This is a genomic window from Pseudoduganella chitinolytica, from assembly GCF_029028125.1.
GTDB classification, from domain to species: Bacteria; Pseudomonadota; Gammaproteobacteria; order Burkholderiales; family Burkholderiaceae_D; genus Rugamonas; species Rugamonas chitinolytica.
The window spans coordinates 1,003,869-1,019,277 of the sequence record NZ_CP119083.1 but is presented as its reverse complement, the minus strand read 5'-3'; the positions used below and the strand labels follow the sequence as shown (position 1 = coordinate 1,019,277).

14 protein-coding genes are annotated in these 15,409 nt (G+C 68.2%); 6 read left to right on the top strand and 8 right to left on the bottom strand.

Going from position 1 to position 15,409, the window contains the following annotated elements; all coding sequences use genetic code 11:
• The first annotated feature begins 50 nt into the window (after positions 1-50).
• On the top strand, positions 51-1,091 hold the full coding sequence (locus PX653_RS04485) for a hypothetical protein (protein ID WP_277416721.1): 1,041 nt from the start codon (positions 51-53) through the stop codon (positions 1,089-1,091).
• A 194-nt stretch (positions 1,092-1,285) separates the two neighbouring features.
• Here PX653_RS04485 and PX653_RS04480 read toward each other — a convergent pair whose 3' ends face one another.
• Together PX653_RS04480 and PX653_RS04475 are read right to left on the bottom strand one after the other, a co-directional pair.
• The gene (locus PX653_RS04480; protein WP_277416720.1) at positions 1,286-3,523 is read right to left on the bottom strand and encodes a putative bifunctional diguanylate cyclase/phosphodiesterase; all 2,238 of its coding nucleotides are present in this window, start codon (positions 3,521-3,523) and stop codon (positions 1,286-1,288) included.
• 322 nt (positions 3,524-3,845) lie between these two features.
• Positions 3,846-4,247, bottom strand: coding sequence for a hypothetical protein (locus PX653_RS04475; RefSeq protein ID WP_277416719.1), 402 nt, complete (start codon positions 4,245-4,247; stop codon positions 3,846-3,848).
• A gap of 59 nt (positions 4,248-4,306) precedes the next feature.
• On the opposite strand from PX653_RS04475, the gene PX653_RS04470 reads away from it, so the two are divergent.
• On the top strand, positions 4,307-4,492 hold the full coding sequence (locus tag PX653_RS04470) for a DUF3460 family protein (protein ID WP_277416718.1): 186 nt from the start codon (positions 4,307-4,309) through the stop codon (positions 4,490-4,492).
• A 90-nt stretch (positions 4,493-4,582) separates the two neighbouring features.
• Here PX653_RS04470 and PX653_RS04465 read toward each other — a convergent pair whose 3' ends face one another.
• Together PX653_RS04465 and PX653_RS04460 are read right to left on the bottom strand one after the other, a co-directional pair.
• Complete coding sequence (locus PX653_RS04465) at positions 4,583-5,218, bottom strand: YcbK family protein (RefSeq protein WP_277416717.1); 636 nt, start codon at positions 5,216-5,218, stop codon at positions 4,583-4,585.
• A gap of 133 nt (positions 5,219-5,351) precedes the next feature.
• Positions 5,352-6,173, bottom strand: a complete 822-nt coding sequence (locus PX653_RS04460) for an EAL domain-containing protein (protein WP_277416716.1) — start codon at positions 6,171-6,173, stop codon at positions 5,352-5,354.
• Positions 6,174-6,412: 239 nt separating this feature from the next.
• On the opposite strand from PX653_RS04460, the gene PX653_RS04455 reads away from it, so the two are divergent.
• On the top strand, positions 6,413-7,102 hold the full coding sequence (locus PX653_RS04455; RefSeq protein ID WP_277416715.1) for a class II glutamine amidotransferase: 690 nt from the start codon (positions 6,413-6,415) through the stop codon (positions 7,100-7,102).
• Between the two features lie 19 nt (positions 7,103-7,121).
• Here the strand turns inward: PX653_RS04455 and PX653_RS04450 are convergent, their stop codons facing one another.
• Together PX653_RS04450 and PX653_RS04445 are read right to left on the bottom strand one after the other, a co-directional pair.
• Positions 7,122-7,484, bottom strand: coding sequence for a hypothetical protein (locus tag PX653_RS04450; protein WP_277416714.1), 363 nt, complete (start codon positions 7,482-7,484; stop codon positions 7,122-7,124).
• Between the two features lie 10 nt (positions 7,485-7,494).
• Entirely contained in the window at positions 7,495-10,773 is a 3,279-nt protein-coding gene (locus PX653_RS04445; RefSeq protein WP_277416713.1) for an nSTAND1 domain-containing NTPase, read from the bottom strand.
• 137 nt (positions 10,774-10,910) lie between these two features.
• On the opposite strand from PX653_RS04445, the gene PX653_RS04440 reads away from it, so the two are divergent.
• Positions 10,911-11,669 (top strand): hypothetical protein, encoded by a 759-nt coding sequence (locus PX653_RS04440; RefSeq protein WP_277416712.1) that lies wholly within the window; start codon positions 10,911-10,913, stop codon positions 11,667-11,669.
• A gap of 5 nt (positions 11,670-11,674) precedes the next feature.
• On the opposite strand, the gene PX653_RS04435 is transcribed toward PX653_RS04440, so the two are convergent.
• Positions 11,675-12,109, bottom strand: a complete 435-nt coding sequence (locus PX653_RS04435) for a ricin-type beta-trefoil lectin domain protein (RefSeq protein WP_277416711.1) — start codon at positions 12,107-12,109, stop codon at positions 11,675-11,677.
• Positions 12,110-12,438: 329 nt separating this feature from the next.
• Between PX653_RS04435 and rodA the strand changes: the two genes are divergently transcribed.
• Complete coding sequence (gene rodA / locus PX653_RS04430) at positions 12,439-13,551, top strand: rod shape-determining protein RodA (protein WP_277416710.1); 1,113 nt, start codon at positions 12,439-12,441, stop codon at positions 13,549-13,551.
• 22 nt (positions 13,552-13,573) lie between these two features.
• On the opposite strand, the gene PX653_RS04425 is transcribed toward rodA, so the two are convergent.
• A complete protein-coding gene (locus PX653_RS04425; protein WP_277416709.1) occupies positions 13,574-14,101 on the bottom strand; it encodes a GNAT family N-acetyltransferase in 528 nt (175 codons plus the stop codon).
• 200 nt (positions 14,102-14,301) lie between these two features.
• Here PX653_RS04425 and PX653_RS04420 point away from each other — a divergent pair, with 200 nt between their 5' ends.
• Positions 14,302-15,321, top strand: a complete 1,020-nt coding sequence (locus PX653_RS04420; RefSeq protein ID WP_277416708.1) for a sulfate ABC transporter substrate-binding protein — start codon at positions 14,302-14,304, stop codon at positions 15,319-15,321.
• Positions 15,322-15,409 lie beyond the last annotated feature (88 nt).

Here is a 15,409-nt window from a genome sequence, read left to right as displayed (position 1 = left end):
CACCATGCAGCGATTTTTGACAATGTAGTTATTCTCGTACTGACACCGCTATGCAAATCATACAGCGCTCCAGTTCCTCCGGCATCGCCACGGACTCCGCCGGCTCAGCTTCCACGCTGGACCAGGCCGGTCTGGCGAACGCGGGCGCTGCCCAGGAGGCGGCGCCGCTGAGCGGCGCCCCCGCTCCCGCCCCGCTCCGGCGCGGCCTCAGCAACTGGGACCAGCCCCTCCAGAACGACATTTCCAGCGCCCAGCAGGCGGTCGACTTCCTCGAGCAGAGCGCGGCCCAGCTGCGCGCGCTCAAGAGCGACCTGTCGGCCAAGCTGGCCGCGCGCCAGATGCGCGACGGCCAGGTCGAGCAGCAGGTGCGCCAGTTCTCCGACACGTGGCGCGCGCGCCGCGAGGCCACGGGCGGCTCCCTCGACGCACGCCTGAACTTCACCAAGGGCGAGCCGGCCAGCCAGCGCTTCTCCGTGCGCGGCATGAACCTGGCCAACCTGCGCAACGGCGCGCGCGAGACGCTGGCGGTGTCGCTGGGCGGCGGCACGCAGGGCTTGCGCTCCGTGCACCTGTCGCCGGGCTTGTCGGACAATGAAATCGTCGGCCGCTTCGACCAGGCCCTGGCGCCGGCCGGCGTGCGGGTATCGGTGGGACAGAACGGCGAACTGGTGTTCTCCGCCGACGAAGCCAACTTTCCCGCCGTGCGCGACGCGTTTGCCGTGCAGGGCAGCGGCATCCGCTTCCCGACCGGCCAGCTGAACCGCCTGAAGGTGGATGCCGAAGCGCCTGTCGTGATGCCGGAAAACTGGGGCACGGGCGACATCGAGCAGATGCGCGAGACGCTGCAGCAGGTCATGCGGGCGCTGTCGCACGTCGAGGCGGCCCTGTCGAAGGTGCGCCAGGAGCTGACCGCGGCGCAGGCCCGCGCCGAGACGAGCATGCCGGCAATCGAGACGGCCGGCGTCGAGGACATCGCCGACAAGTTCGCCACCATCGCGAAGGAACCCGGCTACCAGTCCCTGCAGGCGCTGACCTCCGCGCTGGTGGGCATCAATCGCGAGCGGGTGGTTTCGCTGCTGACCTTGCGCTGAGTTGGCAAAGACCGGCGCAGGCCTGGGGTCTGTCCCTGCAAGGGACTGACCCCGAAGTTCGCTTGCATGTCGCTACAGCGTGCGGCCATCCTCGGGGCCGGTCTCGCAAGGCCATGAATCCGCGAAAGCTCTGTTCAATCCGTCGAAACGCTGGCTAACTTCGGAGTCAGTCCCGCAGGGACAGACCCCAGCCATCACTGCGCCACCGCATTCCCCACCGCATTCGCCCCGGCCCTTGCCCCGGCATTCATCCCCACGCCGCCGTCGGCCGTCAACGCGGGCCGGCCGGCCGAACGGGCCAGCGCCAGCACCTGTGCTGCCGGTGCCGGCCGCGCGATCCCGTACCCTTGCGCATAATCGCAGCCGGCCGCGCGCAGCAGCGCCAGCTGGGTATCGTTCTCCACCCCTTCCGCCACCACTTCCAGGCCCAGCTTGTGCGCCAGCACGATGATGGCCTCGCACAGCGCCAGGTCGCCCGTGTCGCCGGCCAGCCCGGCCACGAAGCTGCGGTCGATCTTCAGGTAGTCGATGTCGAAGCGCTTGAGCTGCGCCAGCGCGGAGTGGCCGGTACCGAAATCGTCCAGCGCCACCTGCAGGCCCATCGCATGCAGGCGCCGCAACTGCTCCAGCGCGGCACCGTCCGGCTCGCCCAGCAGGTCTTCCGGCACGTCGATGACGATGCTGCGTGGCGGCAGTTGCAGGCTGTCGACGTAGTCGCGCCAGGACGGGTTGTCGGCACGCAGTTCGGCCGGCGACTGGTTGATGCTGACCTGGAACGGCCGGCCCAGCTCGCGCTGCCACGCCAGCACCTGGTCGGCCGCCTGCCGGAACGCCCATGCGCCGATCTCCTGCAGCACCCCGGCCGACTCGGCCCCGGCGATGAAATCTGCCGGGTTCAGCAGGCCCCGCTCCGGATGGTGCCAGCGCAGCAGCGCCTCGGCCCGCTCGATGCCGCCGCTCTGCAGGTTGATGATGGGTTGGTAATACAGCTCGAATTCCCGCTCGGCGGCGGCGCGACGCAGGTCGTTGGCCAGGCGCAGGCGCTGCTGGGCCGCCGCCTGCATGTCCGACGTGAAATAGCTGTAGCGGTTGCGTCCGCCGTTCTTGGCCGCGTACATGGCCTGGTCGGCATGGCGCAGCAGTTCCTCCGCGTCGGCGGCATCCGATGGGTACAGCGCGATCCCGACGCTGCCCGAGATCAGGCCCTGCTCGCCAGACAGGTCGAACGGCCGGTTCAGCACGGCGATGACGTCCTGCGCCACCCGCTCCGCATCCTGCACGGCCGTCAGCCCGGGCAGGTTGGCGACGAACTCGTCGCCGCCGATGCGCGCCAGCGTGTCGGACGCGCGCATGCAGCCGCCGATGCGCCGGGCCGCCTCGACAAGCAAGGCGTCGCCCTGGCTGTGGCCGAACGTATCGTTGATCTGCTTGAACTGGTCGAGATCGATGAACAGCAGCGCCAGGTAGCCGCCGTCGCGCCGGGCCTTGCGCATCTCGTGGCGCAGCCGTTCGTGGAACATATTGCGGTTCGGCAGCCCCGTCAGCGCATCGAAGTTGGCCTGGTGCCAGGCCAGGTCCACCGCTTCCTTGTCCTGCGTGATATCGGAGACCAGGGCCAGCGCGCCCAGGCAGGCGCCGCGTGCGTCCAGCAGCGGGTTGGTGGCCAGGTGCGCCCACAGTTCGCTGCCGTCGCTCCGGATGAACTTGAACTCGCGCCGCTCCGCCAGGCCCTGCTGGCGCCGGGCGATATTGCGCTCGAGGATCGAACGCCCCTCCGCATCCATGAAATCCACCAGCGGCCGGTCCAGCATGTCCTCGATGCGGTAGCCCAGCATGTCCGCCAGGCGCGGATTGACAAACGTGGTGCGCGCCGTGGCGTCCAGCTCCCAGATCCCTTCCCGCGCCGTCTGGACGATGCGGCGGAACCGTTCCTCGCTCTTTTCCAGCGCGGCCACGCGCCCTTCCGCCGGCTCCACCGTGACGCGCACATGCTCGCCGTCGCTACTGGCGACGAGGGTCACGGGCATGCCGGGCTCGCCGCGCCTGGGCTGCAACTGCAATTGCAGGCGCAGCGGCGCGCCGCTGGCGCGGGCGGCGGCGACGAAGGCATCGAAATCGGCCAGGAAGCGTTGGGCGACAAAGGCGCGCAGGCGGTGGCGCCGTGCGCCCGCGCGGTCGATGCCCAGCTGGCCGGCGCCGACCAGGTTGGCCTGCAGGATCGTGGTGTCCGCATCGAGCAGCAGGCAGCCTACGGGGGCAAGCAGGTACAGTTCACCGAACAGGGCCGCCTCGCGCTCGGCCGGCAGCGCGGCCGTGCCCGGCCCGCCCGGCAGCGGTCCCGCCCCCAGCGCCATCAGCAGCGCCTCATGCGTATCCAGGCCGGAAGGGCTTGCGACCGGAACCTGGCCGTCCAGCCCGGTAATGAGTTGCAAGCCGGCTCCGGTTCCGGCGCCGGTTCCGGGCCCGGGAGAGACAGGAAGAACCTCGTTGGCCGCCGCGCGATCCCTGTTGTCCATAATCCCTCTGGAATTACTTCGCTGGAATGAAAGTAACGCTCACCTGTAACGCCCGCTGACCGCACGCTGCTGTCGAGCGTGCGGTCAGCCTGGCATGCACGATGGGACTCGTCGAGCGAGTCCCTGCGTCATTCTCGCGCCGTGGCGCGCGTGGTGGCGCCACGCTGGCGCACGGCAATGGAGGCGAATCTGCAGGTCTTGAAAGGCGCCGGGATGCGCCCATGTGGTCAGCGTGAAGTCAGCGCCGGCGGCCGAAATTGTGGCCGGACACGAGGGTGGTGCTGGCGATCAGGCTGGACAGCCCCATGATCAGCTGCACCAGTTTGTCGTCCGGCAGCACCCACAAGGAGCCGCGCGGCGGCTCGACCCTGGCGACGGCGACGATCAGCGGCGCCACCCATTCGGCGTCCGCCGTAACATCGAGCACGATGGCATTGTCGACCGTCTGCAGGTAGATCTCGCCGCCTTCGGCCAGCGTGAACTTCACGCCATAGCCCGTCTCGTTGGGCCGGATATGTTCCTGCAGCGCGAGGTTGTATTCGGCGATCCACAACTCGACGTCGGCGGGGGTTTCCAACCCCGTCCACGGCACGGGCCGGAAACGCGGACGCTCGGCGTCCTGATCTGTGATGTCCTGCATGGTCTGTTGGAAATAGTGATTGGCGGCAGCCCGGCAGTGTAACCGAACAAGGAGGAATGATGAAACTGACGAAATATGTCTCGGAATTCGAGGAGTTCCTGAACGGCTACATGCACGACCATCCTCACGTGGAGGAAGACCAGCGTCGCGGCTGGAAGATCTGGTGGGACCACAAGCAGGACCTGGATGCGGTGGACCGGCAGAAGAAGGATTCGGTGCCGCCCAATCCGTACTACTACAGCTGACCGGAGTGGGGTCTGTCCCTTCAGGGACTGACCCCGACGTTAACGGCCCTCCGGCAAACTTCAGGGTCAGTCCCCTGCGGGGACAGACCCCTACCCCTTCCAGGTCCGCTTCAGCCCCGTATCGGCATGGATCCACCCGCCGCGCGGACCGCTGCGGTAGTAGAACCCCACCCCGCCCTGGCGGAAGCTCTTCACCAGGCCGCCCAGCACTTCCTCGTTCAGGTTGGCGATGCGCACGTCGGCGGCCTTGCCCTCCATGTGCAGCGACTGGCGCGCGGCCGGGATGCCCTGCTCGCGCAGGCGCTGGTTCGACGCGGGCGTGCGGTAGCCGGACAGGATTTCCACCGGGCTCTCGATGCCGTAGCGTGCCACGAAGGCCTGCGCGCCCCACAGCGTTTCCAGCAGTTTCGGATCGATCCGCGCCGTTTCCTTGCCGTTCACGTCGCGCAACAGGTGGCACAGCTGCTCGTAGGCCGAGTCGATCACCTCGCCGTCGCGCCAGTACAGCACGGAGGCCTTCTCGCCGCTTTGCGGCCGGGTCACCGTCAACGTGCGCGGCTTGATCCAGAATTCGAGGTCCAGGGCCTGGGCGTCGAAGATGTCGGGCGGCGGCTGCAGGCCGTCCTGCGCCGCGCGTGCAGGCGCGAGGCCCACCAATGGCGCGCCGATGAAACTTGCGGCCGTCAGGCCGAGGGTCTTGCTGAGGAATGTTCTGCGTGTTGCCATGAGTGTCTCAAGAAGCGGGTCGTGCTCGATTACGTGCCGACACTATAGCCGATCGGCGCCCGAACTTGAGAAATCACTTTAACTGTGTGGCCCGCCGCACAACATTCTTAAGCCGGCTTTAAGCCTGCCCCGCTCATGCCGCCGCCCGCGCCGCCAGCCCCGGCAACACGGCGCGCGGCAGGTCCAACGCGTGCCCCTGCACCAGCGGCACGTACGACGCCAGCTCGGCGATGCCGTGCAGCGCCTTGAGCGCATCGGGCCGCTCGGCATGGTGGAACAGGGCCCGCCCGCCGGCGTTGCCGACGGTGTCGATCAACCGCGCCAGCGCTTCCCAGTCGCAAGCGAGGCGTGCATCCACGCGCACGATGTCCGGCCGCACGCGCTCGACCAGCCCCAGCCCCTCCGCCGCGCTCGCGACGGTGACGGCAAAGCGGAAGCCGTTGCGGCGGTAGTTGTCGGCCACGTAGTTCAGCAGCCAGCCCTGCTGCGGCACGGTGGCCGGCAGTTGCAGGACGATGCGGGCCAGCGGCAGCTCCAGCGCGTCCAGGATGCGGCGGAACGCAAAACCATGGTTGCTGCTGACGGCGCTCAGCAGGCGGCCATGCACGTTCAGGTGCAGGTCGGTGTCCGCGCTTTCAGGCTGGCGGAAGAAATTGATGGCGTGCAGCATGCGGCACAGCCGGTCCAGTTCGACCGATTCGTCGTCGCTGGCCGCGTGCTCCAGCAGGCGCCACAGCGACAACCCTTCATCCTCGGCCGAGATGCCCCTTGCCAGCCCCTCGCACGCCGCGAGCGAGCCGCTGTCGAGGATGCGCACGGGCTGGAACACACTCGTCATGGTGCAGTTGAAGAAACGGCCATGGGCCCGGCCCGACGCGTCCAGCCACAGGGAGGACGACGCATCGGCCCGTTGAACGAGCCCCGCCAGATATTGGTTCAGGATCGGATAACGCATTGCTGCCTTTCGCCACGAAGGATCGATGGAGACAGCGTACGCGCCAGGGTGCCGCCGGAAAACGAATCGTTTCGCCGTTTCTTATGCGGCAGACGAATAACCCCGCACGAGAAATTGCCACACAACAACAACCATGCTGGGCTAAATAAGCATATTGGAAAAGATTCGTTCCCTCGGCAGTCGTGCGGGCGTATTGTTACCCTAACTCAACATACTTATTAACGGGATTCGGTGTCGCCATGTGCCAGCTCCTCGGATTGAACAGCAGCCTCCCCGCCGGGCTCGGCGCATTCTTCGACGTCTTCGCCGAACGGGGCGGCCGCACCGACGAGCACAAGGACGGCTGGGGCATCGCCTTCCACAGCGGCAAGCGCTGCCGCCTGTTTACCGACCACCGGGCCGCCATCGACTCGCCGCTGGCGGCGCGCATCCGCCGCCGTCCGCTGCGGGCCCGCAATATCCTGGCCCACATCCGCAAGGCCACCCAGGGCCGTATCGCGCTGGAAAACAGCCACCCGTTCGCGCGCCGGCTGTGGGACCAGACGTGGAGCTTCGCCCACAATGGCGACCTGAAGGGTTTTGCACCGCAGCCCAGCCTGTACCGCCCGCAGGGCGACACGGACAGCGAGGCCGCGTTCTGCCACCTGCTGTCGCAACTGGCGCGACGCTTCCCCCATGGCGCGCCGGCGCCGCATGTGCTGCGCGCGGCGATGGCCGAACTGGCGGGCGAAATCGCCGCCCACGGCACCTTCAATTTCATCCTGTCCAATGGCGACACGCTGTTCGCCCATTGCTCGACCAACCTGCACTACCGGCTCCAGGCGGGCAAGGCGATCGTTGCGACGCAGCCGGTCGATGACACCAGCGGCTGGGTCGCGTTCGCCCCCGGCGAACTGAAGGCGTTCGGCCAGGGGTTGCTGCGGGCCTGAAGCCGCAGCGCTGCCGCCGTCAGCGGCGGATCGGGCTGTTGATGATCTGCGGGTCGATCTGGACCGTCCCGGTCGGCGTGATGAGTGCGATATGGACCTGGTAGGTCTTCTCCGTGGTGCTTTGCGCATCCGTGTCGGCGATCACGATCGTCCGGCCGCCATCGACCGTGACACAATTGAATGGAGCCGGAGCCGGGGTCACGCTGGCCTGCCCCAGCGTCACGTTGGCCGGCGCCTCGATCAGCTGGTAGACGATGGTGGCGTTCGGATAGGTCACGTTAATTGTCGGGAAATCGTAATAGGCGGTGTACACCGGCGGCGTGGCCGTGGAGGCAAATACGCGCACGGGCACGTTGAAGAAATGCGTGTTTACTGTGGTCATGTGAAACCTTTCATGGTGGCGTGAGGGAAACGGATTCGGGCTGCAAGGTGCGCAGGGCGCCCACGTAGGCGGAGGCGCGGTAGCCCATCCGCATCAGGGCGGCCTCCTCCGCGCGCGCGCGCGTCGCCGTGCCCAGGCAGTGCTGGCTGAGCACCCAGGCCGACAGCACCCGATAGTCGCGGTTGGCAGCCGCGACCGGGCCCAGCAGATCCTGGACGTGCGCGCACGCCTGGCGCATGCGGGCCGTGTCGCGCTCGCTGCGGTACAGCGCCGCTGCCGTCAGCCAGCCATGGACAAGGCTCTCGAGCACCCGCTCCGTTTCCGGTGCGGTGGCGTGCAGCGCGGTGAGCCGCGCCAGCGCCGGCGTCAGCACCTGCCGTGCCACCGGCAGCCGGTCCGCACGGTGCTGCGCGGCCGCCTCGGCGACCCGGGCTGACGCCGCCAACCCGGCCAAGTGGACTTTCTTCGGCTCGAGGGCCGCCAGGGTCTCGAACTCATGGGCCGCCGCACGCGCCTGTCGCAGCGCCGTCGGCGCGTCCGGCGCCAGCCAGGCCAGCGGCAAGCGCACGCCCGCGCGCTCAGCCTGCCAGGAACGATTGCTGGCATCCTGTTCCACCAGCCGGCCGAACAGCTCGGCGGCGTGCGCCAGCGCCGCCGTGGCAGCGCCGTCCCGGCCCAGCGCCACCAGCAGCTCGCCCTTCTGCCACAGGGCCAGCGCATAGCGATGCGTCCACAAGCCATCGCCCGGCTTGGCGCGATGCAATGCGCGCAACAGGGTCTCCTGATGTTCGTACAGCGCCGCGGCCTGCGCCAGGTCGCCCAACCGCTCCCGTGCGGTGGCGAGCCAAGACAGGCTATCCGCCAGGTCCGCCTGCAACTGGGCATCGCCGGGGCGCGCCGCCAAGGCCCTCCCCTTCAGTTGCACCGACCGCGCGAACTCGATTGCCGCCGCCTCAGGCCGGCCTTGCTGCAACGCTAGCGTGCCGAGGGTGTTGGCCGCATACGACTGCTCGATCCATGCCGCGGGGTCGTCCGGTGCGAGCGCGGCTACCGCGTCGCTGACGTCGCGGTATTCAAGGAAGTACGATGTCGCCTTGTCGAGCTCGTTGGCATCGAAATGCAGCTGCCCCAGCATGAAGGCATTGGCACCGTAGTTGACCAGCACGTCGCGCGAGCGCGGCAGTTCGCGCCGCTGTTGTTGCAGGATCGCGCGGGCACTCGTCAAGGCGCTGCGGGCGGCGGCCGGATCGGCGCGCGCCTGCTTGACCTCGGCAATCAGCTGCAGCGCCTTGGCCCGCTGGGTCAACTCGACGGGACTGCCATGCTCGCGCTCGGCATCCGCCAGGTAGCCGAGCGCCCGCGTGCTGACACTGTCGAGCAAGTCGAGCCGGCCCAGCGGCCGCAAGCGGTCGACGAATTCGCCCAGCATATAGGCCATCAGCGCTTCGGCCTCGCCGCGGTGCCGTTCGGCCTTCTGGCGGGCACCCTGGGCCGCGATGCCAAGGCCGATCGCCAGCAGCGCCAGCAGCAACAGCGTACCCGCTACCAGCAGGCGCAGCCGTTCGCTGCGGCGGGCGCGGCCCAGCGACGCCTGGATGAAATCACGTTCGAGCGCCGGCAACGAGAACTCCGGCAGCGCCAGCAAGCGTGCCGCCTGACGTGCTTGCTGGCCCGGCGGCAACAGCAAGTCGGCCGGTCGGCCCGCCGCATGCCAGCGCGCCGCCTGCGTACCGGTCCTGGTCAGCTCCTGCAGGGCCTGCCGATGGCGGTCGATCCACTCGACCGCGCGCGGCCAGCGCCGCAGCAGCGCCTCGTGGGCGATGCCATAGGTCGCGACACCGGCGGCCAGGTCGGTGACAAACAGCCGCGCATCGACCAGCGCCTGCACCAGTGCCTGCTCCGGCCCTGTCCGCAACGTCGACCATGGTACCGCGCGCGCCGTCACCGCCAGCTGGTTGTCCGCCACGCTGGCCAGCTGCGACAGCACGCGCGGCAGTGCCGCCACTTCGGCCGGACCCAGCGCGGCGACGACCTGTTCCGCCCGCGCGCCGATGGAGCCTTCGATGCCGCCCAGTTCCCGGTAGACGGCAAACGTCAGCAGTCCCTCCTCGCCGCGGCGGCGGTACAGCTCGTGCAGGCAGTACTCCAGCAGCGGCAGCATGTCGCCGCTGCCCGCCGCATCAGAGCACAGCACATCGTCCAGCCGGGCGCCGCTGGCCTCGTCCGTCTCGAAGCGCAACCCGGCCGCCTGGGCCGGCAGCCGGATGATCTGCGCGATCTCGGACGGACCCGGCGGCGCCAGGTCGAAATGGCCGCCGCGCGCCTTCAGCGCGCACAACGGTGCCGACGTCATCAGTTCAGGGTAGAAATCGTTGCGGCAAGCCAGCACGACAAGAATGCGGCCAGTGCGGGCCAGCGCCTCCAGGGCGCCGATGAAGGTCGCACGTTCGCCGTCGCTGACGTGCGGATGGCGGTAGATCGCTTCCAGATGGTCGACGAACAGGCCCAGGCCGATCAGCCCCAGGCGCGCCTGCAGCGCCGCCGTCAAGCTCACCATGTCATCGCGCAGCCGGGCGCCCAGACCGGCGGCGCTGTCACTGCCGAACAGCGTGTCGCCGTCGAGCTCGGCATCGAGCAGCACGCTGCCCAGCGCGTCGAACAGGCTGGCACTGCCCAGGTCGGCACAGTCGAGCGTCAGCGTATCGGCCAGCGGCAGGCCGGGCAATGGCGTGTCGTGCAGCCGGGCCAGGAGGCCGGCCTGGACCAGCGAACTCTTGCCCGAGCCGGACGGCCCCAGCACGGCCACCATGGCGCAGCCGCCCTCCACTTGCTGACGGACCACCTGCAGCAGTTGCTCCGTGGCCTGGCGCCGGCCGTGGAAAATCGCGGCATCGGCACGGCCGAACGCGGCGAGGCCGCGAAACGGCGTCCCGGCCCAGGCCTGCTGGCGGGGCTCGACGCGCACGTCGGCAATGGCCCGGTAACCGCGCTTGCGGATCGTCTCTATATAGCTGGGGGCCGTGGCGGAATCGCCCAGTGCGTGGCGCAACTGGGTCAGGATCTTGTGCAGCGGATTGTCGCCGGTGGGTACGCCGCCCCAGCAGGTGTCGAGGATCGCATCGGCCGACAACACCTCGCCGGCGTGGCGGCACAGCAGGACAAGCACTTCCATCGCGCGCGGTTCCAACTGGCGGCGCTGCCCATCGCGGTACAGGGAGTTGCTCCCCGGTTCGACCCGCCAGGCGCCGAAGTCGAACCCCCGATCCAGGAACCGCTCGGCATTTCCCATAAAAAAACCCATTCGATTCAGGCACTTGCGGGCCCGAAGGTTTTCAGAAGGCAGCTTGCACGCTGCACGGGTACTGTCCATCCATCGCTGGCAGCCACCGTCAGCATGGTGTCATCTTAACATCGATGGAGCAGATCATGAACTTTCCGTTACACACACTTTGCGACCCGCTTGAACCTAGCGACGTCGCGCCCGACGCTGTCCGCCAGCAGCTGGGACGCATCCTGTCCAGCGCCCTGTTCGGCCGCGCCCGCCGCAGTGCGGAACTGCTGGACTACCTCGTCTGCCGGCGGCTGGACCTGCCCCAGGAGCCCGTCAAGGAGTACATGGTGGGGATCGACGTTTACCGCCGCGATGCCCGCAGCTACCGGCCGGACGAGGATCCGGTCGTGCGGGTCCAGGCCGGTCGCCTGCGCCGCCGGCTGGAAGACTATTACGCCGGCCCTGGCCGTGCCGATCCCATCCGCATCCGGGTACCCCGGCGGGGCTATGTGCCGGAGCTGACCCGGCAGTACGACGACGCGCCAGGCCACGCCCGCATCCTGCTGCTCCCCGTCGAGGCCGGCAGCGGCGGTGCCGCGTCCATCTTCGCCGCCGGCCTCGCCGCCGAACTGCGCCACCGGCTGCACCGCGACCTGGGCAGCCGCCTGATCGACGGCCAGCCCGGCTTCCATGTTCCGGCCAGCGGCGCCGCGCCGGCCTACGTGCTGGCCGCCAGCGTGCGCGGCGACGGCGTGGTGATGCGCACCCAACTGGCGATGACGGCCGTGCACGAGGGCACGATCGTCTGGAGCGAACAGGCCGACGTGGGCACGGGCCCGGCCATCGCGCGCCAGGAACAGCTCGCGCAACTGTGCTGTGCGGCCGTGCTGGCCCGGCTGGGCACGCCCGCCTGATGCCGTCAGTCGCCGCGCCCCGTCCCGGGGGCTTGCCGGGTCCAGTCCTGGCCGGCGGCGCCGTTGCGCGCACGCACCTGGACCGGGTTGCCCGGCGTCAGGCGGGCGTCGGCGCTGTCCAGTACCAGCTTCGGATACAGGTCGTTGACGATGACGCCCGGCTGCTCCAGCCACTGCCAGTGCTGCGACAGCTTGCCCGCCAATACCGTGCCGAGGCATGCCTGGCCTGCCCCGCCGTGGACGGCGCGCACGTCAAGGCACAGGTCCCCATGTCCGGCCAGCCGGATGAGGCCATCCGCGAACAGCCAGCACGGTACCGCGTTGTCACGGTCACGCGGCATCAGCCCCAGCGGCGCGCCTGCCGCGAGATGCCGTGCGCCAAGGCAGGACAGCATATCGCCCGCAGGCACGATGAGGTAGGGCTGCATTGGCTCTGGCATGGTGCGCTCCTGATGGTGCCGGCTGGTGCCAGCTGGTGCCGATGGGGGCGGCAGGCGCCGCATTGCAGTAACGATAATGGCATCGCGCCGCGTCGCCAAGTAACAGCAGGTAACCAACGGCAGCGCCCCGCCGACGTGACATTTATAGATGACCGTGCAACGACGACAACTACGGCCGTATAATGGCGCCCGCCCGCTTCCATCTTCCGACCGATGCCGCCCGATCCCGCCACCGCCCGCTTCAAGCGCCGCCTTGCTTCCCTTGCCATCGTTGCCGCTGCCGGCATGGCCGTGCTGATCGGCCGCGTCGTCTGGCTGCAGGCCCTGCAATGACCCGGACCGGCCTGTGGCCGCGTCTCCGGCCCTACGTCGCCGTCGACGTGCCGCTGCTGCTGTGCATCGGATTGCTGCTGGCGACGGGCCTCGTCACCGTGTATTCGGCGGCTGCCGACTTTCCCGGGCGCTTCGCCGCCCAGCTGCGCAATGTCGGCATCGCGCTCGGCGTGCTGTGGCTGGCCGCCAACGTGCCGCCGCGCCAGCTGATGCGCTACGCGCCGGCGGTGTATGGCATCGGCGTGTTGCTGCTGCTGGCCGTGCAGTTTGCCGGCGTCAGCAAGAAGGGGGCGACGCGCTGGTTGTCCGTGGGGTTCGATTTCCAGCCGTCCGAGATCATGAAGATCGCCATGCCGCTGATGCTGGCCTGGTTCTTCCATCATTACCGGGGGACGCCGCGCGTGCAGGCGTTTGCCGCGGCGGCCGTGCTGCTGGCCATTCCCGTCGGCCTGATCATGAAGCAGCCCGACCTGGGCACCGCCCTGCTGGTGCTGGCGGCAGGGGCTTACGTGATCGTGCTGGCCGGCCTCTCTTGGCGCGCGCTGCTGGGGCTTGCCGTGGCCGGGGTCGCCGCGATTCCCCTGTCGTGGCCGCTGCTGCACGACTACCAGCGCCAGCGCGTGCTGACGCTGCTGCACCCGGAGGCCGACCCACTCGGCAAGGGCTTCCAGATCAAGCAGGCCGGCATCGCCATCGGTGCCGGCGGCGTGTCGGGCAAGGGCTGGCTGGAGGGCACGCAGGGGCACCTGGGCTTCCTGCCGGAGCGTTCGACGGATTTCATCTTTTCCGTGTTTGCCGAGGAATTCGGCCTGGCCGGCAATATCGCGCTGCTGGTGCTGTATTTCCTGCTCATCCTGCGCGGCCTGCAAATCACGGCGCAAGCGGCGACGCCGTTTTCGCGCCTGCTGGGCGGCGCCTTGACGATGATCCTGTTCACCTACGCCTTCATTAATATCGGCATGGTCAGCGGTATCTTCCCCGTCGTCGGCGTACCGCTGCCGTTCATCAGCTATGGCGGCACGGCCATGATGACACTGGGGTTGGGTTGCGGCATGCTGATGGCGATCCGCCGCGAGACGGGCGCACTGCAGCGGGGCCGGCTCGGCTGAAAGACAGGCCGCAGGCGGCCGCTCAGGCGGAACTGCAGTTGCAGAAGCGCTTGCGTTGCGAATCGGGCGCGCTGCCGTCCGCGGCGAGGGGTTTCCAGAACAGCACCGTGTCGATGCCATACGGCGCCCGCACTTGGCCGTCGCGGCGGTAGCCCTGGCCGGCAAAGAACCCTTCCGCCGTGGCCGTGCTGTGCAGGAACACCGTCTTCATCCCGAGCGCCAGCGCCTGCTGCTCGATCCGCGCCAGCAGGGCCTTGCCGGTGCCCTGCCCCATGGCCTCGGGTGCCAGGTAGCACAGCGCCAGCTTGCCGGCGCCCGTCAGCAGCGCCACACCCACGACGGCTTCGCCACGCACGGCCACCAGCGAATAGTTGGTCGGCGATTCGAACCAGGCGGAAACCGTCTTCGGCGTCTTGTTGCCCAGCCACGCAGCCAGGATGGCGGCATCGCCATGATGGTCGAGCCCGCAGCACTCCTCGATGGAGCGACGCAGCACGGCACAGGCGGCAGTGGCGTCTTGCGGTACGGCTGGTCGAATGTCAAAACTCATGTGCTTGTGATCCGGAAATGCGCGGTCGCCTCTTGGGCACCGGTGCGACAGCGGGACTATACACGAGTCGGCCAGAAGCCGTGGCGACGGCTGGCGCCGCCCGGCAGCCGGGGTGGCATCTAAGCATATTACGAAAATTTAGTATCTTTTCAGCGGGGAATTGCCGACCATTGATATCTGTTTTCCACCACGAGCACACCATGGCACATAACAAAATCGTATTTAGCACCGCTCGCCGCCTGTTGCTGGCGTCCGCCATCGGCGCCGCCGTCGCGCTGCCGGCCGCGGCCGCCGACGTGACCCTGCTGAACGTCTCGTACGACGTCGCCCGCGAGCTGTACCAGGACATCAATCCCGCCTTCCAGGCGCAGTTCCAGAAGACGACCGGCAAGACCATCCAGATCAAGCAGTCGCACGGCGGCTCCTCCAAGCAGGCCCGCGCCGTGGCGGACGGGCTGGAGGCGTCCGTCGTGACGATGAACCAGGCCAACGATATCGACATGCTGGCCGACAAGGGTCTCGTCGCCAAGGATTGGGCGAAAAAGTTCCCGCACAATGCGGCCCCCAGCTACTCCACGATGGTGTTCCTGGTGCGTAAGGGCAATCCGAAAGGCATCAAGGACTGGGCCGACCTGGCCAAGGCCGGCACGGCGGTCGTGATCCCGAATCCAAAGACGGCCGGCAATGGCCGCTACACCTACCTGGCGGCTTGGGGCTCCGTGCTGCAGGCCGGCGGCAGCGACGCCCAGGCGCGCGACCTGGTGACGAAGATCTTCAAGAACGTGCCGATCCTGGATACCGGCGGCCGCGCCGCGACGACCACGTTCACGCAGCGCCAGATCGGCGACGTGCTGGTGACGTTCGAGAACGAAGTGCAGCTGGTGCGCAAGGAGTTCGGCCAGAACTTCGACATCGTCTACCCGTCCACGTCGATCCTGGCGGAGTCGCCGGTCGCCGTGGTGGACAAGGTGGTCGACAAGCGCGGCGTGCGCAAGGAAGCGACGGCCTACCTGAACTTCCTGTACACGGAACAGGGCCAGGAGACGATCGCCAAGCACTTCCTGCGACCGCGCTCGGCGGCCGTGGCAAAGAAATACGAAGCCACGTTCAGGCCCATCAAGCTGTTCACCGTGGACGACGTGTTCGGCGGCTGGCGCGCGGCGCAGAAGCGCCACTTCGACGATGGCGGCGAGTTCGACAAGATCTACGCGACGAAGTAACGGAATCTTATGGCACGCTTAAAAGGAGGCTTCGGCCTCCTTTTTCATTGGCGCGAGGGGATATCTGCCGTCGCGCACTGCTGACAGC